This is a genomic window from Pseudothioclava arenosa, from assembly GCF_002358085.1.
In the GTDB taxonomy this organism is placed as follows: Bacteria; Pseudomonadota; Alphaproteobacteria; order Rhodobacterales; family Rhodobacteraceae; genus Pseudothioclava; species Pseudothioclava arenosa.
The window spans coordinates 391,247-412,118 of the sequence record NZ_NTJD01000001.1 but is presented as its reverse complement, the minus strand read 5'-3'; the positions used below and the strand labels follow the sequence as shown (position 1 = coordinate 412,118).

The window sequence follows — 20,872 nt, the reverse complement described above, 5'->3', positions numbered from 1 at the left end:
AGAAAATACGCGAGGCGCAGCGTCAGTATTTCACGACGATGACGGAGCCGACCGAATAGCCCGCGCCGAAGGAGCAGATCAGCCCCTTGTCGCCGGGCTCCATGTCATCCGAGTAGCGCGCGAAGGCGATGATCGAGCCCGCCGAGGAGGTATTGGCGAATTCCTGAAGGATATTGGGCTGCTCGCCGGGCTCGGGGTCACGGCCCAGCACCTTGCGGCCGATGAAGTCGTTCATCGTCTTGTTCGCCTGGTGCAGCCAGAGCCGGCGCAGGTCGGTGGCCGCGATGCCGTCTTCGGCCAGATGCCCGAGGATATGCGCGCTGACCATCGGCAGCACTTCCTTGAAGACCTTGCGGCCCTCTTGCATGAACTGCATGTCGCGCCGGTCGACCACGCCATCGGGGCGGGTGCGGCGCAGGAAGCCGTTGTTATTGCGGATGTTGTTGGAAAACTCGGTGGCGCAGCGGGTCGAGAGGATCTCGAAGCCATGCGGCGCGTCTTCCTTGCGTTCGAGCAGCGTGGCGGTGGCGACATCGCCAAAGATGAAATGGCAATCGCGATCGCGCCATTCGAGGTGGCCCGAGGTGATCTCGGGGTTCACGACCAGCGCGCGGCGCACCGAGCCGGTGCGGATCATGTCGGCGGCGGCCTGAATGCCGAAGGTGGCCGATGAACACGCCACATTCATGTCGAAGGCAAAACCCGTAGCGCCCAGAAGTTTCTGAATCTCAATGGCGATCGCCGGATAGGCGCGTTCCATGTTGGAGGCTGCGCAGATCACCAGATCGACCTCGGCGCCTTTGCGGCCGGCCTGGGCCAGCGCCTTCTGGCAGGCATCGAGCGCCATTTCCGCCATGATCCCCGGCTCGTCGTCGCTGCGCTGACGCAGCGCCGGATACATGCGCGCGGGGTCCAGCACGCCCGACTTGTTCATCACATAGCGGCTCTCGATCCCCGAGGCCTTGAGGATGAACTCGGTCGAGGACTGCGGGATCGCCTCGGCCTCGCCTGCCGCAATCGCATCGGCATTCTCGGCATTCACCCGGTCGGCATAGGCGTTGAAGGCCTCGACCAGCTCTTCATTGGTGATCGTTTCGGGGGGCGTATAGACGCCGGTTCCGGTAATCGCAGCTGTGAACATCATATCCTCCGGTCTGGCGGAGTTTTTTGCCCGAGCAGCCGAAAGGTCAAGCTTTCAAAGCGCGTTCGGCGGCGGAGTGCCGTCACGGAATGCGCGCAGGTTGTCGAGCGCCATGAAGCCCATCGCGCTGCGCACCTCTTCGGCGGCAGTGCCCAGATGCGGCAGGAGCGTGACGTTTTCCAACGCGATCAACGCCTCGGGAACCTTCGGTTCGAACTCGTAGACATCGAGCCCGGCGCCCGCGATCCTGCGGGCCTGCAAAGCGGCAATAAGGTCGGATTCTTTCACGATATCGCCCCGCGCGATGTTGATGAGATGCGCATGAGGTTGCATTTGTGCAAGTGCAGCGGCGTCGATCATGTGGTGCGTCTCGGCCGTGGCAGGCACGGCGAGCACGACGATATCGGCGCCCAAAGCCTCCGGCAGCGCGACCTGCCGCGCCGGGCTGACCGGATCGGAGACCATCGAGCGGTTGAAGAACACGATCTCCATGCCGAAGCCGAAATGCGCGCGTTTCGCAATTGCCTTGCCGATCCGGCCCATGCCGATGATGCCGAGCCGCTTGCCGGTGACATGCAGGCCCAGCATCTGGGTCGGCTGCCAGCCGGTCCAGCGTCCGGCGCGCAGCATCCGTTCGCCCTCGCCGGCGCGGCGCGCGCTCATCAGAATCAGGGTCATCGCGATATCGGCGGTGGCGTCGGTCACAGCGCCGGGCGTGTTGGAGACGGTGACGCCCGCGGCGCGCGCGGCGGCGATGTCGATGTGGTTATAGCCCACACCGAAATTCGCCAGCATCTTCGCCCGCACCGGCCCGGAGAAAGCACCCGCGCCGAAGGAATCGCCCAAAGTCGGCAGGATCAGGTCAAACTCAGCCAGCGCCGCGCTCGCCTCGGCCTCGGTCAGCGGCCCCTCGTCATGGCGGAAACGCGCGTCGAACTCGGCGGCGATGGCGGCCTCGACGGCCTCGGTCTGACGGCGGGTGACCAGGAGCCGCATCAGAACATCCGCCCGCCCAGCGGCACCTCGAGATCGGGGGTAATCAGCACCACCTCGCCGTCGGCATCGGGCAGGCCGAGCACCAGCGCCTCGGACATGAAGGGGCCAATCTGGCGCGGCGGGAAATTGACGACGCCCAGCACGCGCCGCCCGATCAGCGCCTCGGGCGTGTAATGGCGGGTGATCTGCGCCGAGCTTTTCTTGACGCCGATCTCGGGGCCGTAATCGACCCAGAGCTTGATCGCGGGCTTGCGCGCCTCGGGGAAGGGCTCAGCCTGCACGACCTGGCCCACGCGGATGTCGACTTTCAGGAAATCATCGAAGGAAATCGTCATCCGGCCAGCTCCCGGTTGCGGCGGATATTGGCGGCGACGGCGCGCGATACGAGGCCCGGAAAGCCGGTTTCAGGTTCCATCAGCACTTCGAGCGCGGCGGCGGTGGTGCCGCCGGGGCTGGTCACGTTGATGCGCAATTGCGCGGGGCTTTCGTCGGATTGCTCGGCCAGCATGCCCGCGCCGCCGACGGTCGCCTTGGCCAGCTGCATCGCGAGCTCGGGCGAGAGGCCCTGCTCGACGCCAGCCGCCGCCATCGCCTCGATCAGGTGGAAGACATAGGCCGGGCCCGAGCCCGAAACGCCGATCACCGCATCCATCTGGCCTTCGTTTTCAAGGCGCACCACCTGCCCGACCGCGCGCAACAGCGCCTCGGCCAGATCGAGATGCGCTGGCGTCGCGGCCCCGTTGCCGACGATCGCGGTAATGCCGCGCCCGATCGCGGCGGGCGTGTTGGGCATCGCACGAATGAGCGGCGTGTCAGCCCCCAGAAGTTGCGCGTAGGTGTCGATGGTGATCCCCGCCGCGACGGTGACAAACAGCGTCTTGCCGCCGCCCATCGCCGCCAGTCGCGGCAGCGCATCGGCCATCATCTGCGGCTTGACCGCCAGCAGAACCACCGCCGGATCACCCGGCAGGCCCGCGTTGATATTCACGCCCGTAGCCTTGAGCCAGTCTGAGGGATGCGGGTCGATCACGTGCACCGATGCGGGCGGCAGCCCCCCGGCCAGCCAGCCCTGCAGCATCGCCGAGCCCATCTTGCCACAGCCCAGCAGAACCAGACCACGCGTTGCGATATCGGTAAAATCCATGGTGCCCCCTTTGTTCGGGGGGCAGATTAGGCGCGCCCGTAAGCCTCTGCAATGGCGACCTTCATCGCCTCTTCCGGCGACTGGTCGCCCCAGCAGGCGAGCTGGAAGGCGGGGTAGAAGCGCTCGGAGGCGACGACGGCGGCACCGATCAGACGGTCGATCTGATCGGCGGTGGCGCCCTGCCCACCCGCGAGCAACAGCCCGTAGCGCCAGACCATCAGCCGCTGCTCGCGCCAATAGGTGAAGGCGCCGGTCCAGCACATGTCATTGGCGCGGTTGAGCAGATCATGCAGCTCGGCCATGCGCTCCGAGGGAGGGTCCATCTCGAAGGTGGAAATCAGCCGCAGGGTTTCATCCTGCGCCGACCAGGCCAGCGTGATCGAATAGGTGCGCCATTGGCCCTCGACCGTCATCGCGATCTGGTCCTCGGTCACCCGGTCGAAATCCCAGTCATGGGCCTCGGCCAGATGCTCCACCACGTCGATCGGGTGAAGATCTTCGCTAAAGAGGAAGTCCTCGCTGAGTGCCATGCCTGTATCCCCCTGCTCTTTTAATGCCCCAGGATGCAACCCCTAGACCTTGATACTTGCACAAGCTGGCGCGTGGCAGCGCGCCGCCTATACCAGATATCGTGGGGCCGAATGAAGGATCTGTAAAGCAAATTGTCGTGGATAAGTCATGGCGCGGCCACACTATCTGGGGAAAAGCCCCACGCATGACAAAGGCCCGCCAAGGCGGGCCCTTGCAGCGGCCATGGCCGGGTTCAGGCGGTGATCGAATAGCCGCCGTCGATATCGTGCACGCCGCCGGTCAGGTTGCGCGCCTCGGGCGAGGCAAGGAAAGCCGCCATCGCGCCCACATCCTCGATCGTCGCGAGATGATGGGTGGGCGCGCGGCTCGCGGCCTCGGCCATCAACTCGTCGAAATGGTCGATCCCCGAAGCGGCCCGCGTCGCCAGAGGCCCGGGCGACAGCGCATGGACACGAATCCCCTTCTCGCCCAGTTCCGCCGCCGCATAGCGCACCGAGCTTTCCAGCGCCGCCTTGACCGGCCCCATCACGTTGTAATGGCGTACCACGCGGGTCGAGCCATGGAATGAGACCGACAGACAGGTGCCGCCCGCGGGCATCAGAGGCTCCGCCAGCCGGATCATCCGCAGGAAGGAATGCACCGAGACATCCATCGCCTTGGCAAAGCCCTCGGCCGAGCTGTCGATCACCCGCCCATGCAGATCATCGCGCGGAGCAAAGGCGATCGAATGCAGGATCGTATCAACCCGCCCCCAGGTCGCAACGATCTTGTCGAACACCTTCTCCAACTGCCCCGGCTGGCTGACATCGAGCGGCATCATGATCTCGGCGCCCAGGTCTTCCGCCAGCGGGCGAACATGCGGCTCGGCCTTGTCATTGAGCCAGGTCACCGCCAGATCGGCGCCCTGCGCGCGAAAGGCGCGCGCGCAGCCATAGGCGATGGAATGTTCATTGGCGATGCCAACGACGAGTATCTTCTGTCCCGCGAGGGAAAACATGGCGACCTCCGTGCATGTTACGCCCCCGTTCTGGCACGGTCGGGTTTCGAAAAGATGTCAAAATTGCTGCGGCGCGGCAAAAACTTTCACAACCCCGGCACAAAGCTGAAACTTTGCGCGCGGCGGGCAGGAAAACGGCAGCGCTTGGCCGCATCAGGTTTTACTTGAGGGGGGGGACTGGTGGAGTCGAGGGGGATCGAACCCCTGACCTCGTCATTGCGAACGACGCGCTCTCCCAACTGAGCTACGACCCCGTTTCCAGTGGCGGGTGTTTCGCGCAAGGCGGGCGGATTGTCAAGCGCCCGATGGGGGCTTTGCGACAAAAATTCCGCCCCGCCGCGCGCGCCGGTTTCAGGCCGCCGAGGGCAGCTTCGACTTCACGAATTCGACCAGCGCCGAGGCCGGTCGCGCGCCCGCGGCCCGCCCCATTTCGCGGCCCTTCCCGAACAGGATAAAGGCCGGAATGCCCTGAATGCGGTAGCGCTGCGTCGCCTGCGGATTGACCTGCGTATTCACCTTGGCCAGCCGCACATTCGGCGCCAGCGTCTTGGCAGCCGCCTGAAACTGCGGTGCCATCTGCCGGCAAGGCCCACACCAAGGCGCCCAGAAATCGACCAGCAAAGGTAGGTCGTCTTTTTCCGCCTTGGCCAGAATGCCCGCGTCGATTTCGGCGACCTTGCCGTTCACGAGGCTCGCGCCGCACGTGCCGCATTTCGGCCCGGAGCCGATCTTGTCGGCCGGAACCCGATTTGCCTGCCCGCAGTCAAGGCAGGTCACTCGATAGGATTGGGTCATCTTGCCCCTCCATCACATTCATCTTGCCGAAGATATCGGAACGCACGCCTCGCATTGCAAGGCGCCCCTTTCATCGAGCCGCAAATACTCCGGGGGTGAATTTGCCGGAACGGCAAAGAGGGGGCAGCGCCCCCTCCCCTCATTCGGCCGCGTAGCTTTCCACCGGCGGGCAGATGCAGATCAGGTTGCGGTCGCCATAGACGTTGTCGACGCGCCCGACCGGCGGCCAGTATTTGTCCTCGCGGAACGAGCCCGGCGGGAAGCAACCCTGCTCGCGCGTGTAGGGGCGGTCCCAGTCAGCCACGAGGTCCTCGACCGTGTGCGGCGCGCGGCGCAGCGGGCTTTCCTCGGCGGTGATCTCGCCGCGCTCGACGGCGGTGATTTCCTCGCGGATCGCCAGCATCGCGGTGATGAAGCGGTCGATCTCGGCCTTGGTCTCCGATTCGGTGGGCTCGACCATCAGCGTCCCGGCCACCGGCCAGCTCATCGTCGGCGCGTGGAAACCGTTGTCGATCAGGCGTTTGGCGATGTCGTCGACGGTCACGCCCATCTCGGCGAAGGGGCGGGTGTCAACGATGCATTCATGCGCCACGCGCCCACGGTTACCCATGAACAGGATCGGGTAGCCCACCTTGAGGCGCGCCGCGATATAGTTCGCGTTCAGGATCGCGACCTTGGTCGCCTGCGTCAGCCCCGCGCCGCCCATCATCAGGCAATAGGCCCAGGAAATCAGCAGGATCGAAGCCGAGCCATAGGGCGCGGCCGAGACCGGCCCTTCGGCGCCGCCACTGACCGGATGGCCCGGCAGGAAGGGCGCCAGATGCGCCTTCACCCCGATCGGCCCCATGCCCGGGCCGCCGCCTCCATGCGGGATGGCAAAGGTCTTGTGCAGGTTCAGGTGCGACACGTCCGAGCCGATCTCGCCCGGCTTCACCAGCCCCACCAGCGCGTTCATGTTCGCCCCGTCAAGATAGACCTGCCCGCCATGGCGATGGGTGATGTCGCAGATCGCGCGCACGGTTTCCTCGAACACGCCATGGGTCGAGGGATAGGTAATCATGCAGGCGGCAAGCTTGTCGCCCGCGGCCTCGGCCTTGGCAGTGAAATCCTCAAGGTCCACGTCGCCATTGGGCGCCGATTTCACCACCACCACCTTCATCCCCGCCATCTGTGCGGATGCCGGGTTGGTGCCATGGGCGGAAACCGGGATCAGGCAGACATCGCGATGCCCCTCGCCGCGCGCGCGGTGATAGGCGGCAATCGTCAGAAGCCCCGCATATTCGCCCTGCGCGCCCGAGTTGGGCTGCATCGAGAACGCGTCATAGCCGGTGATTTCGCAAAGCTTCTCGGTCAGGTCCGAGATCGCCTCGTGATAGCCCGCAGCCTGGTTATAGGGCGCGAACGGGTGCAGCGCGCCAAACTCCGGCCAGGTCAGCGGCATCATCTCAGCCGCCGCGTTCAGCTTCATCGTGCAGGACCCGAGCGGGATCATCGCGCGATCCAGCGCAAGGTCGCGGTCCGACAGGCGGCGCATGTAGCGCATCATCTCGGATTCGGCGCGGTTCATGTGGAACACCGGATGGGTCAGGTAGTCGCTCTCGCGCAGGAGCACGTCGGGGATCGCAAGGCCGCAGGACACCGCCGGCGGTTCCGTGATGCCGAAGGCGTCGAGCAGCCGCGCCAGCACGTCGTCATCGGTCAGCTCGTCGAGCGAGATACCGACGCGGTCGCGCCCGATCTTGCGCAGGTTGATGCCGCGCAGCTCGGCCGCGGCCAGAATGCCCAGCTGGCCCACGCCGACCTCAACAGTGATCGTGTCGAAGAACTGTTGCGGCGAAACCTTGGCGCCGGCGGCCACCAGCGCATCGCGCAGCCGCACCGCGTTGAAATGCACACGCTCGGCGATAGCGCGCAGCCCCTTGGGCCCGTGAAAGACGGCGTAGAAGCTCGCCATCACCGCCAAGAGCGCCTGCGCCGTGCAGACGTTCGAGGTGGCCTTCTCGCGGCGGATATGCTGTTCGCGCGTCTGCAGCGACAGCCGGTAGGCCGGGTCGCCGTGACTGTCGATCGAGACCCCCACAATCCGACCGGGCATCGCGCGTTTCAGCTCGTCGCGGCACGACATGAAGGCCGCGTGCGGGCCGCCATAGCCCATCGGCACGCCGAAGCGCTGCGCCGAACCCACAGCGATATCGGCGCCCATCGCGCCCGGCTCTTTCAACAGACACAGCGCCAAGAGGTCGGTCGCCATCACCGCCAGCGCCTTGGCGTCATGCAGCGCGGCAATCATGTCGGTGAAGTCGCGGATATGGCCGAAGCTGCCCGGGTATTGGAAGATCGCGCCGAACACCTCTTCGGGCTTCAGATCCTCGGGCTGGCCGCGGACAATCGAAATGCCCAAGGGCGCCGCGCGGGTCTCAATCACCGCGATGGTCTGCGGGTGCAGGTTGTCATCGACGAAAAACGCCCGCGCCTTCGACTTGGCCGAGCGCTCGGCCATCGTCATCGCCTCGGCCGCCGCGGTCGCCTCGTCCAAGAGGCTCGCGTTCGCGACCGGCAGCCCGGTTAGATCCGCGACCATCGTCTGGTAGTTCAAAAGCGCCTCAAGGCGGCCCTGCGCGATCTCGGGCTGATAGGGCGTGTAGGCGGTATACCACGCGGGGTTTTCCAGAATGTTGCGCTGGATCGCGGGCGGCGTGACCGTGCCGTAATAGCCCTGCCCGATCAACGAGGTCATCACCCGGTTCTTCGCCGCGACCTCGCGCAGCTTGGCCAGCATCGCGTGCTCGGTCATCGGCGCCCAGCTGAGCGGCGCGTCCTGGCGGATCGCGCGCGGCACGGTTTCATCGACCAGCTGGTCGAGGCTCTGCACCCCCACGGCTTTCAACATCTCGGCCATCTCGGCGGGGCTCGGCCCGATGTGACGGCGGTTGGCGAAATCGTAGGTGTCGTAATTCGTGGGGGTGAACATGATCCGGCCCTTACCCGATGAAGTCGTTATAGGCGTCTTCGTCCATGAACTCGTCGAGCTGGCTCATGTCGTCGAGCTTCATCTTGAAGAACCAGGCCGCGCCGAGCGGATCTTCGTTGACCAGCGCGGGGTTCTCGACGATCGCCTCGTTCACCTCGACGATCTCGCCATCGACCGGAGCCAGAATGTCCGACGCCGCCTTGACGCTTTCGATCACAGCGCAATCGTCGCCCTTGGCCACTTGCGTTTCGACCTCGGGCAGCTCGACGAACACCACGTCGCCCAGCTGCTCGCTGGCGTGTTCGGTGATGCCGACGACAACCAGATCGCCCTCGACGCGCAGCCATTCATGTTCTTCGGTGAATTTCATCGGGTAGCTCCTCAGCGTTTGTAGGAATGGGGATGGAAGGGCATAGGCACGACCTTCGCGGGCAGGCGCTTGCCGCGGACCTCGCCGTAAACGGTGGCGCCCTCGGGCAGGTCGGCGGGCAGATAGGCCATGGCCATCGGCGCCCCGATCGAGGGGCCGAAGCCGCCCGACGTCACGGTGCCGATCGGCGCACCACCCTCGGGGGTGGCAAAGATTTCAACGCCTTCGCGCATCGGCGCGCGCCCTTCGGGGGCAAGGCCACGGCGCAGACGTGCGGGGCCTGTTTCCAGTTCGGCCAGGATACGTTCGGCACCGGGGAAGCCGCCTTCGCGCGCGCCGCCCCTGCGGCGGATCTTCTGGATCGCCCAGCTCAGCCCCGCCTCGATGGGCGAAGTGGTGGTGTCGATGTCATGGCCGTAAAGGCACAGCCCGGCTTCCAGGCGCAGGCTGTCGCGCGCGCCAAGGCCGATCGGCGCCACGCCCGGCTCGGCCAGCAATTCGCGGGCGAAGTCCGCCGCGCGGTTGCCCGGCACCGAGATTTCATAGCCATCCTCGCCGGTATAGCCCGAGCGCGAGATCCACAGCTCCGTACCATCCCATTGGAAGGCGTCGATCTGCATGAAGCCCATCTTGGCCACGCCCGGCAAAAGCCGCGCCAGCGCCGCCTCGGCGCCCGGCCCCTGCAGCGCCAGAAGCCCGCGATCGGCGATCATCCGCGCCTCGGGGATCGCCGCCGAGATCAGCGTGAAATCGGCCTCCTTGCAGGCGGCATTGACCACCAGCAGAAGCTCTTCGCCCAGATGCGCGATCATCAGGTCGTCGCGGATCCCGCCCGCCTCATTGGTGAAGAACGCATAACGCTGGCGCCCGGGCGCGAGCCCCGCCACGCTGACCGGCACCAGCGCCTCAAGCGCCGCCGCAGCCGAGGCCGGCACCAGCACCTGCCCCATGTGGCCCACGTCGAACAGCCCGGCTTCGGCGCGCGTGTGCAGATGCTCTTTGAGCACGCCCATCGGGTATTGCACGGGCATCTCATAACCCGCGAAGGGCACCATCTTGGCGCCCAGCTCCAGATGCAGATCATACAGATCCGTCCGCTTCAGACCGCTCATCGCCGTCTCCCGTTCTGGCCGGATCTCCGGCATCGAATCCCATGGGCGCGTGCGCCCGCTCGATGCCCCCTCTGTCCTTGCCCGGGTTCTCCCAAGCGCCTGAGATCGTTATCCCTTCGGCGGGCGCCTCAGCGCCTCTCTCCAGAGTTCTCGACGGACCGGTCCTTTTGCCTGAGAGTTTACCGGGGCGGTTGCTCCTTCGGCACTGACATGGGCCAGATTCTCCCTTGTCCGTCTTGCTCCGGATAGCGCGCCCTGCGCGCGCCTGACAAGCCCAAAAACCGAAATCGACGCTTCGCAGCCGAAAACGACATCGCTCGCGTCGCATCCTGCCCGGCATTCGGGCAAAAGAAAAAGGCCGGGGAAATCCCCGGCCTTTCATCGAGCTTCAAATACTCATGCAACGCGGCCCAAGCCGCGCGGCTCAGCCCTTCGCGCCGACCTTCTGCAAAAGCGGCATCAGCTCGCTCATGTCAGGGCCATGATCGAGCCCCGTCAGCGCCTTGCGCAGCGGCATGAACAGCCCCTTGCCCTTGCGCCCGGTCTTCTCTTTCACCGCCTGCGTCCAGTCCTTCCAGGAGCTGTCCAAATAGGGCGGCGGCGGCAGCAGCGTCAGCGCCTCCGCGATGAACTCGGCGTCTTCCTCGGCCACCAGCGGTTCGGCGCCGTTCAGCACCAGATCGGCCCATTGGCCAAGGTCCGAGAGCTTGTCGATATTCTGCGAGGCGACGGCCCAGAACTTCTCACCCATTTCGGCCGGGATACCGAGGTCCGCGATCTGATCGGCCACCACCGCATAGGGCAGTTGCTGGTTGCGCGCACGGGTCAGCGGGATCAGGTCTTCGGGGTCGAATTTCGTGGGCGCCGCGCCGAATTGCGACAGTTCGAACCCTTCGGCGATTTCATCAAGGCTCATCCGCAGCTCGACCGGCTGGCTCGACCCCAGCCGCGCCATCAGGCTCAGCAGCGCCTCGGGCGCCACGCCATTCGCGCGCAGGTCGCGGATCGAGAGCGTGCCAAGGCGCTTCGACAGCTCTTCGCCATGCGCCCCGGTCAGAAGCGAATGGTGCGCGAAAGCGGGCGGCGTGCCGCCCAGCGCCTCGATGATCTGGATCTGCGTCGCGGTGTTGGTGACGTGGTCGCCACCGCGCACGATATGGGTCACGCCCATCTGGATGTCGTCGACCGACGACGCGAAGGTATAAAGCACCTGCCCGTCGGCGCGGATCAGCACCGGGTCCGAGACGCTCGCCGCATCAATCGACAGATCGCCAAGGATGCCGTCGGTCCATTCGATCCGGGTCTGGTTCAGCAAGAACCGCCAATAGCCATCGCGACCCTCTTCGCGCAGCCGCTCCTTGTCGAGATCGCTGAGGTTCAGCGCAGCGCGGTCATAGACCGGCGGGCGGTGCATGTTCAGCAGCTTCTTGCGCTTGAGATCCAGCTCGGTCGGGCTCTCGAAACATTCATAGAGCTTGCCCGAAAGCTTCAGGCTTTCCGCCGCCGCCTCGTAGCGATCGAGCCGCAGCGACTGACGCTCTTCGCGGTCCCAGGTCAAACCGAGCCATTCAAGGTCTTCCTTGATCGCATCCACATATTCCTGCTTCGAGCGTTCCTGGTCGGTATCGTCGAGGCGCAGAATGAAGGTGCCGCCGGTCTTGCGGGCGATCAGGTAGTTGAACAGCGCGGTGCGCAGGTTGCCGACATGGATAAAGCCGGTGGGCGAAGGCGCGAAGCGGGTAACGGTGGTCATCTGGGTGGTCTCCTGTCAGCGCCTGCTCTTTCATATGCGCGAAGTTTTGTCCATATCGGGCACGGGGTGCAACAGGATCGGAGGGCGCGATGCGCGATTGGAACAAGGCCGAGGCGCCGGGGCTGGACGAGATCGAAGCCATGGCCGAGGCTGCGCGCGCCACCCTGCCCGCGGCCTTTGCCGCCCGCGCCGCCGAGGTCGTGCTGCGCGTCGAGGATTTCGCGGCGCAAGAGATGCTTAAAGAACTGGGTATCGAGAACCCGTTCGAGCTGACCGGGCTTTACGAAGGCATCCCCCTGACCGAGAAATCGGTGATGGACCCGGGCGGGCCGGATGTGATCTGGCTGTTCCGCCGGCCGATCCTCGATGAATGGATCGACCGTGGCGATGTCGCACTGGGCGCGCTGGTCGCGCATGTCTACATCCACGAGCTGGCGCATCATTTCGGCTGGTCGGACGATGATATCGCCGTGATCGACCGCTGGTGGGAGTAGACGGATCGCCTTTCTGCGCTACCCTTTCGGGATCGGAGCATCCTCGACAGGGAGACAGAGAGATGACGAAGACCTTTTCCAATGACGTAAAGACCCGGGGCCTGAGCCGCCGCGCAGCGCTGTTCACCGCCGGGGCCGCGCTGGCCGCACCCGCCCTTGTGGCGCGCCCGACACCCGCGCGCGCCGAAACCATGCCCGCCCCCGCCGTCGCGCCCTATCGCCGGTTCGGGCTTGGCAATTTCACCGTGACGACGCTTCTGTCCGGCACCCGGCCGATGGAGGGGCCGCAGACGATCTTTGGCCTCAACGCCACCCCCGAAGAGTTCGGCGCGCTGGCCGAGGCGAATTTCATCCCCACCGACAAGATGATGATGAGCTTCGCCCCCGCGCTCGTGGATACCGGCGCCGAGGTGATCCTGTTCGACACCGGGCTCTCGTCCGATGGGATTCGCGCGGCACTTGCCGCCGCCGGGCGCAGCCCCGAGGAGGTGACGCTGGTGGTGCTGACCCATATGCATGGCGATCATATCGGCGGGCTGATGGCCGATGGCACGCCGACCTTCCCGAACGCGGTCTATGTGACCGGCCAGCAGGAATACGACCACTGGGCCGCGGCGGGCAACGAGGGGTTCGACACCAAGGTGCGTCCGCTCGCCGACAAGATGCGTTTCATCGGGGACGGCGACGAGGTGGTGGGCGGCATTCAGGGGATGCTGACCGCGGGCCACACGCCGGGCCACATGACCTATGCGCTGGAAAGCGAGGGCCAGACGCTGATGCTCGGGGCCGATACCACCAACCATTTCGTCTGGTCGCTGCAGCGCCCCGACTGGGAGGTGAAATTCGACATGGACAAGGCGATGGCCGCGGCGAGCCGCGCGCGCTTCCTCGACCGACTTGCAACCGACCGCATCCCCTTCATCGGCTATCACATGCCCTTCCCGGGGCTCGGCTATGTCGAGCGCTACGCCGACAGCTACCGCTTCGTGCCGGTGTCCTACCAGCTCGACCTGTAATCGCCGCACCCGGCCGGGCACCCCGGTCGGGGCGGACAACCCCTTGGCGCGGCGCCGCTTTTCGCCCAGAATAGCGTGAACCCAGCCGCGCGGGGCCGCGATGACACCGATCCTGACGATCACACTCAATCCCACCGTCGACCTTGCCGTCGACGCTGACGAGGTCCGCCCCGAGCGCAAGCTGCGCTGCTCGCGGCCGCTGACCAATCCGGGCGGGGGCGGCATCAACATCAGCCGCACGATCCTCGAACTGGGCGGGCAGTCGACGGCCTTCGTCGCGGTGGGCGACACCACCGGCGACAAGGTGATGCGGCTTCTGGCCGAGGCGGGCATCGGGCTCGTGCCTTTCCCGGCTCCGGGCGAGACGCGCCAGTCCATCACCGTGACCGACCGCCATTCGGGCGAGCAATACCGCTTTGTCATGCCCGGGCCGCATTGGGGCGCGCGCCAGTTGCGCCGCGCGCTCGACCGGATCGCGCGGGCGGCGCCGGAAAACGGCATCGTCGTGGTCTCGGGCAGCCATCCGCCGGGCGTACCCGACGATTTCACCGCGACGCTCGCCGCGCGGATCGCACGCACCAAGGCGCAGCTGGTGCTGGACACTTCGGGCAAGGCGCTGAAGCGGCTGGCGAGCGCACCGCTGAAACCCGCCGACGTGCTGCGCATGGACGAGGTCGAGGCCGAGGAGCTGGCCGGCCACCCCCTGCCCACGCGCTGCGACAGCGCCGATTTCGCGCAGACGCTGGTGCGTCATGGCGTGGCGCATGCGGTGATCGTGGCGCGCGGCGCGGACAGCAACCTGATCGCCACCGCCAAGGCCCGCTGGATCGCGGAAATCCCCGAGGTTCAGGTCGTCTCCAAGGTCGGCGCAGGCGACAGCTTTCTGGGCGCCTATACGCTGGGCCTCGCGCGCGGGCTCAGCCAGCCCGAGGCGCTGCAATTCGGCACGGCGGCGGCGGCAGCGGCGGTGATGACCCCCGCGACCGACCTTTGCCGCGCGCCGGATGTGCGCAAGCTCCTGCCGCTTTGCCCGGTCAGCGAGATCTGATCAGCTGCCGTCGCGCCAGCGGTTGACCATCGGATAGCGCCGATCAAGCCAGAAGGCGCGCGTCGTAAGCCGCGGCCCGGGCGCCGACTGGAAGCGTTTCCATTCGGAAATATACAGCAGGTGCTCGACCCGCTTGACCGTGGCGCGGTCATAGCCCGCCGCGACGATCTCAGCCACGGACTGATCCTCTTCGACCAGCCGTTCGAGGATCGCGTCGAGCACCTCGTAGGGCGGCAGGCTGTCCTGATCCTTCTGGTCGGGGCGCAGCTCGGCCGAGGGCGGCTTATCGATGATCGTGACCGGGATCACCTCGCCCGCCGGCGCCTTCATCCAGGGGCGGTGATTGGCGTTGCGCCAGCGGCAGGTCTCGAAGACGCGGGTTTTATAGAGATCCTTGATCGGGTTGTAGCCGCCCGCCATGTCGCCATAGATCGTGCAATAACCCACCGCGACCTCGGACTTGTTGCCCGTGGTCAAAAGCATGCCGCCGAACTTGTTCGAAATCGCCATCAGCATCAGCCCGCGCAGGCGCGACTGGACGTTTTCCTCGGTCACGTCAGGCTTGGTGCCCACCATCAGATGCGCGAGCGCCCCTTCGACGGCATCGCGCGCGCCCTCGATCGAAACCGTATCGAGCGGGCAGCCCAGCCGCCCGGCCAGATCGGCGGCGTCGTCCAGCGAGCCTTGCGAGGTATATTCCGAGGGCAGCATCACACAGCGCACATTTTCCGCGCCCAGCGCATCGGCCGCGATCGTCGCGACCAGCGCCGAGTCGATCCCACCCGAAAGCCCCAGCAGCACCTTGGAAAACCCGGATTTCGCCAGATAATCATGCAGGCCCATGACCATTGCGCGGTAATCCTGCTCGTAATCGCCGGGTTGCGCGTCCTTGCGGCCCTCGGCGGCGACCCAGCCCTCGGGCGTGCGGGTAAAATCGACATGGTCGATGATTTCCTCGAAGGGCGCGAATTGCACCGCCAGCGCCCCATGCGCGTTCAGCACGAAGCTTGCGCCGTCGAACAACTGGTCATCCTGCCCGCCCACGGCATTAAGATAGACGGTGGGCAGCCCGGTCTCGACCACGCGGCTGACAATCACATTCTGGCGCAGGTCGAGCTTGCGGCGGCGATAGGGCGAACCGTTCGGGATCAAGAGGATTTCGGCGCCGGTCTCGGCGAGGGTCTCGGCCACATCGGGGTGCCAGGCGTCCTCGCAGACGGGCGTGCCGATGCGTAGGGGCCCGATCCGGTAGGGCCCCGAAATCGGTCCCGAATCGAACAGACGCATCTCGTCGAACACATCGTCATGGGGCAGGTGATGCTTGAGCAGCCGCGCCACGACCTTGCCCTCTCGCAGCACCCAATAGGCGTTGTAATGGCCGGTCTCGTCCCAATAGGGGCCACCGATGCCCAGCGCCGGGCCATCGACGATCCGCGCGGCCAGCGCCTCCATTTGCGCCATCGCGTCCTGCACGAAGGCGGGTTTCAGCACCAGATCCTGCGTCTGATAACCGGTCAGGAACATCTCGGGCAGCGCCACCATCTGCGCGCCCGCGTCGCGCCCCACCTGCCAGGCGGCCAGCGCCTTCTCGGCATTGGCATCGAACGCCCCCACCGTCGGGTTGAGCTGCGCGAGCGTCAGGCGAAAGCTGTCGGCCATGGGCGAAAATCCTGCAAGGCTTCGGGTCTGTCCCTGATGTAGCGCCTCGGGGCGGCGCAGGGAAGCGCCCGGGGGGTGGAAAATCGCGCGCGCCTTCCCAGTGCCCCTGCCTGCGCGGTTTCGCGGCAGGCCCCGGCGCTTGTTCTTGGGCGCGGCGCGGCTTACCCTCCGGCGCAAGGCCCGACGGCGGGCGGTTCCGGGAGGCTTGGTCAGGCCCATGAAATCTTTTCAGATTCGCGATTTTGTTCTGGGCTTCACGCTGGTGGCCATGACGGCGGGCATCGCTCCGGCGCAAGAGGTGATGACCAAGCAATACGAGAATGGCGGCGTCTACGAGGGCCAGTTCCGCGATGGCAAGCAGCACGGGCAAGGCCGCTATTCGCTGCCGTCAGGCTATGAATACGAAGGCACCTGGGTCGAGGGCAAGATCGAGGGCGCGGGCCGGGCGCGCTATCCGAACGGCTCGACCTATATCGGCCAGTTCCACGCCAACAAGCCACATGGCACCGGGCAGATCACCTTCGCCGATGGCAGCATCTACGAAGGCGAGTGGCGCGCGGGTGAGATCGCCGGCACAGGCATTCTGCGCTATACCGACGGCGCGATCTACAGCGGCAGCTTCTCCAAGGGCCTGCCCGATGGCACCGGGACGCTCGAAGGCGCCGGCTATCGCTATGACGGCGCGTGGCAGGCGGGGGCCAAGAACGGCCCCGGCAAGATCACCTATGCCGATGGCGCGATCTACGAGGGCGAGTTTCGCGCCGATCAACGCGCGGGCCAGGGCAAGCTCGTGATGCCCGACGGGTTGATCTACGAAGGCGCCTGGGCCGGGGGGCAGATGAACGGCATCGGACGCCTCGAAGAACCCGATGGCGAAACCTACGAAGGCGAGATGCGCAATGGCCGCCGCCACGGGCAGGGCCGCGCCAGCTATATGAACGGTGATGTCTACGAGGGCGCCTTCGTCGAAGATCGCCGCAATGGCCACGGCAAGCTTCTGGGCCATGACGGCTATATCTACGAAGGCAACTGGACCGATGGCCGGATCGAGGGCAAAGGTCGAGCCGCCTATCCCGATGGCACCGTCTATGAGGGCCAATTCGTCAACGGCCAACCCCAAGGTTTTGGCGCGATCGCCTATCCGAACGGCACGATCTACGAAGGCGCGTTTCTTGCATCGCGCCCCCATGGCAAGGGCCGCATGGTCGCGCCCGATGGCTATGTCTATGACGGCGACTGGGCCGATGGCCAGCGCCATGGCAAAGGCCGCGCGACCTATGCCGAGGGCGACACCTATGAGGGCGAGTTCGAGGCGGGCCGGCGCGCCGGTCAGGGCAAGCTGATCCGCGCCAATGGCGAGACCTATGAAGGCAGCTGGCACGATGGCGTCATTGACGGTTTCGGCACGATGACCGCCACGAACGGCGACCGCTATGAAGGCGCCTTCGTGCAGGGCAAGCGCCAGGGCGCGGGCGTGATGCATTACACCTCGGGCCGGGTGATCGCGGGCACGTGGCGCGACGACGTGCTGGTCGAGGGCTCGGAAGTGCCGCCCGACGCCCCCGCCCCCGCCGAAACCCAGTGATGCCGCAGCGGCAATAAATCGGACCGAACCGGCCATTTTTTGCTTTTCATCGGCGTTCGCCTGCGTATAGTCCCCGCCATGGCACAGAGCTTTGCATATGTCTCGACCTCGGCGGCGCCCCTGCGCGGCCCGGCCCTCTGCGCCCTGCTTCTTCTTAGCCGCCTCTGAGCGTGCCTGCGGGCGCGACCGCTCGGAGGTAGCCAGCGCCCAACCCCGAAGCCCCAGGCGAAACGCTGGCCTTCGGCCCCCCGACACGCTAAGAGCCACAGCAAAGAGACAGTATATCCATGGCCCAGAACATGACCGACAAATCCCGCGTCCTGATTTTTGACACCACCCTGCGCGACGGCGAACAATCGCCCGGCGCCACCATGACCCATGACGAGAAGCTGGAGATTGCCATGCTGCTCGACGAGATGGGCGTGGACATCATCGAGGCCGGCTTTCCGATCGCCTCGGAAGGCGATTTCGAGGCGGTCTCCGAGATCGCGCGGCGCTCGAAAAACTCGGTGATCTGCGGGCTGTCGCGCGCGAATTACAAGGATATCGACCGCTGCTTCGAGGCGGTGAAACATGCCGCGCGCCCGCGTATCCACACCTTCATCGGCACCTCGCCCCTGCACCGCGGCATCACTGATCTCGATCAGGATCAGATGGTCGCGCGCATCCATGACACGGTGACCCACGCGCGCAATCTCTGCGAGGACGTGCAATGGTCGGCGATGGACGCGATCCGCACCGAGCGCGATTACCTCTGCCGCGTCGTGGAGACCGCGATCAAGGCGGGCGCCACCACGATCAACATCCCCGACACCGTGGGCTACACTCTGCCGCAGGAATCCGCCGACATCATCGCGATGCTGCTGGAGAAAGTTCCGGGCGCCGACGAGGTGATCTTTGCGACCCACTGCCACAACGACCTCGGCATGGCCACCGCGAACGCGCTGGCGGCGGTGTCGGCGGGCGCGCGCCAGATCGAATGCACGATCAACGGGCTGGGCGAGCGCGCGGGCAACACCGCGCTGGAAGAGGTGGTGATGGCGATCAAGGTCCGCAAGGACCTGATGCCCTACCAGACCGGCATCGACACTACGAAGATCATGCATCTCTCGCGCCGCGTCAGCCAGGTTTCGGGCTTCCCGGTGCAATACAACAAGGCGATCGTCGGCAAGAACGCCTTCTTGCACGAGTCGGGCATCCACCAGGATGGCGTGCTGAAGAATGTCGAAACCTTCGAGATCATGAAGCCCGCCGATATCGGCATCACCGAGACCAACATCGCGATGGGCAAACACTCGGGCCGCGCGGCGCTGCGTTCCAAGCTGAAAGAGCTGGGCTTCGATCTGGCCGATAACCAGCTGAACGACGTCTTCGTGCGCTTCAAGGCGCTGGCCGACCGCAAGAAGGAAATCTTCGACGAAGACCTGATCGCGCTGATGACCGACCAGGTCGCCAATACCGACCATGACTACCTGCAGGTGAAATGGCTGCGCGTGGTCTGCGGCAGCGACGGTCAGGAAGCCGAGCTGAAGATGCTGGTCGATGGCGAAGAGAAGACCGCGAAATGCTCGGGCGATGGCCCGGTCGATGCGGTGTTCCGCTGTGTGAAGTCGATCTACCCGAGCAAGGCGCGGCTCAAGCTCTATCAGGTGCAGGCGGTGACCGCCGGCACCGATGCGCAGGCCACCGTGATCGTGCGCCTCGAGGAAGAGGGACGCATCGCCTCGGGCTCGGCTGCCGATACCGACACCATCCTTGCTTCGGCCAAGGCCTATGTCGGCGCGCTGAACCGCCTGCGCGTGCGCAGCCAGAAAACTGCGCCCGACGCGGATGTGAAAACGGTCAGCTACAAGCTCTGATCCGCTGCTGACAGCGACCCGAAGGGCGGCCCACGGGCCGCCCTTTTCATTGCCCGTCGTGATTTTTGACAGAAACGTGAGATATTGGATTTCTGACAGACGATACCCGAAAACTACCGCTATTCTGATTCAAAATGTTGGAGAACTGCTAGCGCCTTCCAAGCCTGCGGCAAAGTTCCGCCCCTAGACCTGCTGGGCTTGGGGAATCCCCTTCCCCGATCTGCGCCATTTTACTATACGAGCCAGAGCTTCGCCCGGCCTCCGAGTCGGGTTTTCGGGATTTTCGGGACGGATAGAACATGATTGGACTGGGCGGGATCTTCTCCTCCGATATGGCGATCGACCTCGGCACGGCGAATACGCTGGTCTATGTGAAGGGCAAGGGGATCATCCTCAACGAGCCCTCGGTCGTGGCCTATCACGTGAAAGACGGCAAGAAGCAGGTGCTCGCCGTGGGCGAGGACGCCAAGCTGATGCTCGGCCGCACCCCCGGCTCGATCGAGGCGATCCGCCCGATGCGCGACGGCGTCATCGCCGATTTCGACAGCGCTGAGGAAATGATCAAGCATTTCATCCGCAAGGTTCACAAGCGCAACACCTTCTCGAAGCCGAAGGTCATCGTCTGCGTGCCGCATGGCGCGACCCCGGTCGAGAAACGCGCGATCCGCCAGTCGGTCCTCTCGGCGGGCGCCCGCCGAGCCGGGCTGATCGCGGAACCGATCGCGGCCGCCATCGGCGCGGGCATGCCGATCACCGACCCCACCGGCTCGATGGTCGTCGATATCGGCGGCGGCACCACCGAGGTGGCGGTGCTCAGCCTCGGCGACATCGTTTATGCGCGCTCGGTGCGCGTCGGCGGCGACCGCATGGACGAGGCGATCGTCTCCTACCTGCGCCGCAACATGAACCTGCTGGTGGGCGAGGCCACGGCTGAGCGCATCAAGACCACGATCGGCACCGCGCGCATGCCCGACGACGGCCGCGGCGTGAGCCTGATGGTGCGCGGGCGCGACCTGCTGAACGGCGTACCGAAAGAGGTCGAGATCAATCAGGCGCAGATCGCCGAGGCGCTGGCCGAACCGGTGCAGCAGATCTGCGACGCGGTGATGCAGGCGCTGGAAACCACGCCGCCCGACCTGGCCGCCGACATCGTCGATCGCGGCGTGATGCTGACCGGCGGTGGCGCGCTTCTGGGCGAGCTGGACCTCGCGCTGCGCGAGCAGACCGGCCTGTCGATCTCGATCGCCGACCAGTCGCTGAATTGTGTGGCGCTCGGCACCGGCAAGGCGCTTGAATATGAAAAGCAGCTGCGCCACGTCATCGATTACGACAGCTGAGACATGCGCGCGGGCGGGTTTCGGCCCGGCGCGTTTGCCCTGACGGACCCTGTTTGACCGGAGG

At 65.6% G+C, this 20,872-nt stretch carries 18 protein-coding genes, 1 tRNA gene and 1 riboswitch; of the genes, 6 read left to right on the top strand and 13 right to left on the bottom strand.

Annotation, left to right across the window (positions count from 1 at the left end; all coding sequences use genetic code 11):
* Positions 1-22 precede the first annotated feature (22 nt).
* The 12 genes from CLN94_RS02005 to gltX all read right to left on the bottom strand — a co-directional run bounded on the left by CLN94_RS02005 (position 23) and on the right by gltX (position 11,810).
* On the bottom strand, positions 23-1,141 hold the full coding sequence (locus tag CLN94_RS02005) for a beta-ketoacyl-ACP synthase III (RefSeq protein WP_096430549.1): 1,119 nt from the start codon (positions 1,139-1,141) through the stop codon (positions 23-25).
* Positions 1,142-1,195: 54 nt separating this feature from the next.
* Complete coding sequence (locus CLN94_RS02000; RefSeq protein WP_096430546.1) at positions 1,196-2,137, bottom strand: 2-hydroxyacid dehydrogenase; 942 nt, start codon at positions 2,135-2,137, stop codon at positions 1,196-1,198.
* Positions 2,137-2,472: a tRNA-binding protein gene (locus CLN94_RS01995; protein ID WP_096430543.1), complete on the bottom strand. Its 336-nt coding sequence runs from the start codon at positions 2,470-2,472 to the stop codon at positions 2,137-2,139. The genes CLN94_RS02000 and CLN94_RS01995 overlap by 1 nt, the downstream gene beginning before the upstream one ends.
* Complete coding sequence (gene proC, locus CLN94_RS01990; RefSeq protein ID WP_096430540.1) at positions 2,469-3,281, bottom strand: pyrroline-5-carboxylate reductase; 813 nt, start codon at positions 3,279-3,281, stop codon at positions 2,469-2,471. Before proC ends, CLN94_RS01995 begins: the two co-directional genes overlap by 4 nt.
* Positions 3,282-3,307: 26 nt before the next feature.
* Positions 3,308-3,811: a type III secretion system chaperone family protein gene (locus CLN94_RS01985; RefSeq protein WP_096430537.1), complete on the bottom strand. Its 504-nt coding sequence runs from the start codon at positions 3,809-3,811 to the stop codon at positions 3,308-3,310.
* A 233-nt stretch (positions 3,812-4,044) separates the two neighbouring features.
* The gene (gene fabI / locus CLN94_RS01980; protein ID WP_096430534.1) at positions 4,045-4,809 is read right to left on the bottom strand and encodes an enoyl-ACP reductase FabI; all 765 of its coding nucleotides are present in this window, start codon (positions 4,807-4,809) and stop codon (positions 4,045-4,047) included.
* A gap of 178 nt (positions 4,810-4,987) precedes the next feature.
* Positions 4,988-5,063 (bottom strand) — tRNA-Ala (locus CLN94_RS01975).
* 97 nt (positions 5,064-5,160) lie between these two features.
* Positions 5,161-5,604, bottom strand: coding sequence for a thioredoxin TrxC (gene trxC / locus CLN94_RS01970; RefSeq protein ID WP_096430532.1), 444 nt, complete (start codon positions 5,602-5,604; stop codon positions 5,161-5,163).
* 139 nt (positions 5,605-5,743) lie between these two features.
* Positions 5,744-8,575, bottom strand: a complete 2,832-nt coding sequence (gene gcvP / locus CLN94_RS01965) for an aminomethyl-transferring glycine dehydrogenase (protein ID WP_425439432.1) — start codon at positions 8,573-8,575, stop codon at positions 5,744-5,746.
* A gap of 10 nt (positions 8,576-8,585) precedes the next feature.
* Positions 8,586-8,945 carry a glycine cleavage system protein GcvH gene (gcvH, locus tag CLN94_RS01960; RefSeq protein ID WP_096430526.1) on the bottom strand — a complete coding sequence of 120 codons (360 nt, stop codon included), beginning with the start codon at positions 8,943-8,945 and terminating at the stop codon, positions 8,586-8,588.
* Between the two features lie 11 nt (positions 8,946-8,956).
* Positions 8,957-10,057, bottom strand: coding sequence for a glycine cleavage system aminomethyltransferase GcvT (gcvT, locus tag CLN94_RS01955; RefSeq protein WP_096430523.1), 1,101 nt, complete (start codon positions 10,055-10,057; stop codon positions 8,957-8,959).
* A 150-nt stretch (positions 10,058-10,207) separates the two neighbouring features.
* Positions 10,208-10,295, bottom strand: a riboswitch (glycine riboswitch).
* 186 nt (positions 10,296-10,481) lie between these two features.
* A complete protein-coding gene (gene gltX, locus CLN94_RS01950) occupies positions 10,482-11,810 on the bottom strand; it encodes a glutamate--tRNA ligase (protein WP_096430520.1) in 1,329 nt (442 codons plus the stop codon).
* A gap of 89 nt (positions 11,811-11,899) precedes the next feature.
* On the opposite strand from gltX, the gene CLN94_RS01945 reads away from it, so the two are divergent.
* The 3 genes from CLN94_RS01945 to CLN94_RS01935 all read left to right on the top strand — a co-directional run bounded on the left by CLN94_RS01945 (position 11,900) and on the right by CLN94_RS01935 (position 14,368).
* Positions 11,900-12,304, top strand: a complete 405-nt coding sequence (locus CLN94_RS01945) for a metallopeptidase family protein (protein ID WP_096430517.1) — start codon at positions 11,900-11,902, stop codon at positions 12,302-12,304.
* A 62-nt stretch (positions 12,305-12,366) separates the two neighbouring features.
* Positions 12,367-13,320 carry an MBL fold metallo-hydrolase gene (locus tag CLN94_RS01940; protein ID WP_425439431.1) on the top strand — a complete coding sequence of 318 codons (954 nt, stop codon included), beginning with the start codon at positions 12,367-12,369 and terminating at the stop codon, positions 13,318-13,320.
* Positions 13,321-13,420: 100 nt separating this feature from the next.
* Entirely contained in the window at positions 13,421-14,368 is a 948-nt protein-coding gene (locus CLN94_RS01935) for a 1-phosphofructokinase family hexose kinase (protein ID WP_096430515.1), read from the top strand.
* Here the strand turns inward: CLN94_RS01935 and CLN94_RS01930 are convergent, their stop codons facing one another.
* On the bottom strand, positions 14,369-16,027 hold the full coding sequence (locus CLN94_RS01930; protein ID WP_096430512.1) for an NAD+ synthase: 1,659 nt from the start codon (positions 16,025-16,027) through the stop codon (positions 14,369-14,371).
* A 217-nt stretch (positions 16,028-16,244) separates the two neighbouring features.
* Between CLN94_RS01930 and CLN94_RS01925 the strand changes: the two genes are divergently transcribed.
* The 3 genes from CLN94_RS01925 (at position 16,245) to CLN94_RS01915 (ending at position 20,808) form a co-directional block, all read left to right on the top strand.
* Positions 16,245-17,612: an MORN repeat-containing protein gene (locus CLN94_RS01925; protein ID WP_096430509.1), complete on the top strand. Its 1,368-nt coding sequence runs from the start codon at positions 16,245-16,247 to the stop codon at positions 17,610-17,612.
* A 299-nt stretch (positions 17,613-17,911) separates the two neighbouring features.
* A complete protein-coding gene (locus tag CLN94_RS01920) occupies positions 17,912-19,471 on the top strand; it encodes a 2-isopropylmalate synthase (RefSeq protein WP_096430732.1) in 1,560 nt (519 codons plus the stop codon).
* Between the two features lie 299 nt (positions 19,472-19,770).
* Positions 19,771-20,808: a rod shape-determining protein gene (locus CLN94_RS01915; RefSeq protein ID WP_096430506.1), complete on the top strand. Its 1,038-nt coding sequence runs from the start codon at positions 19,771-19,773 to the stop codon at positions 20,806-20,808.
* The last annotated feature ends 64 nt before the right edge of the window (positions 20,809-20,872 follow it).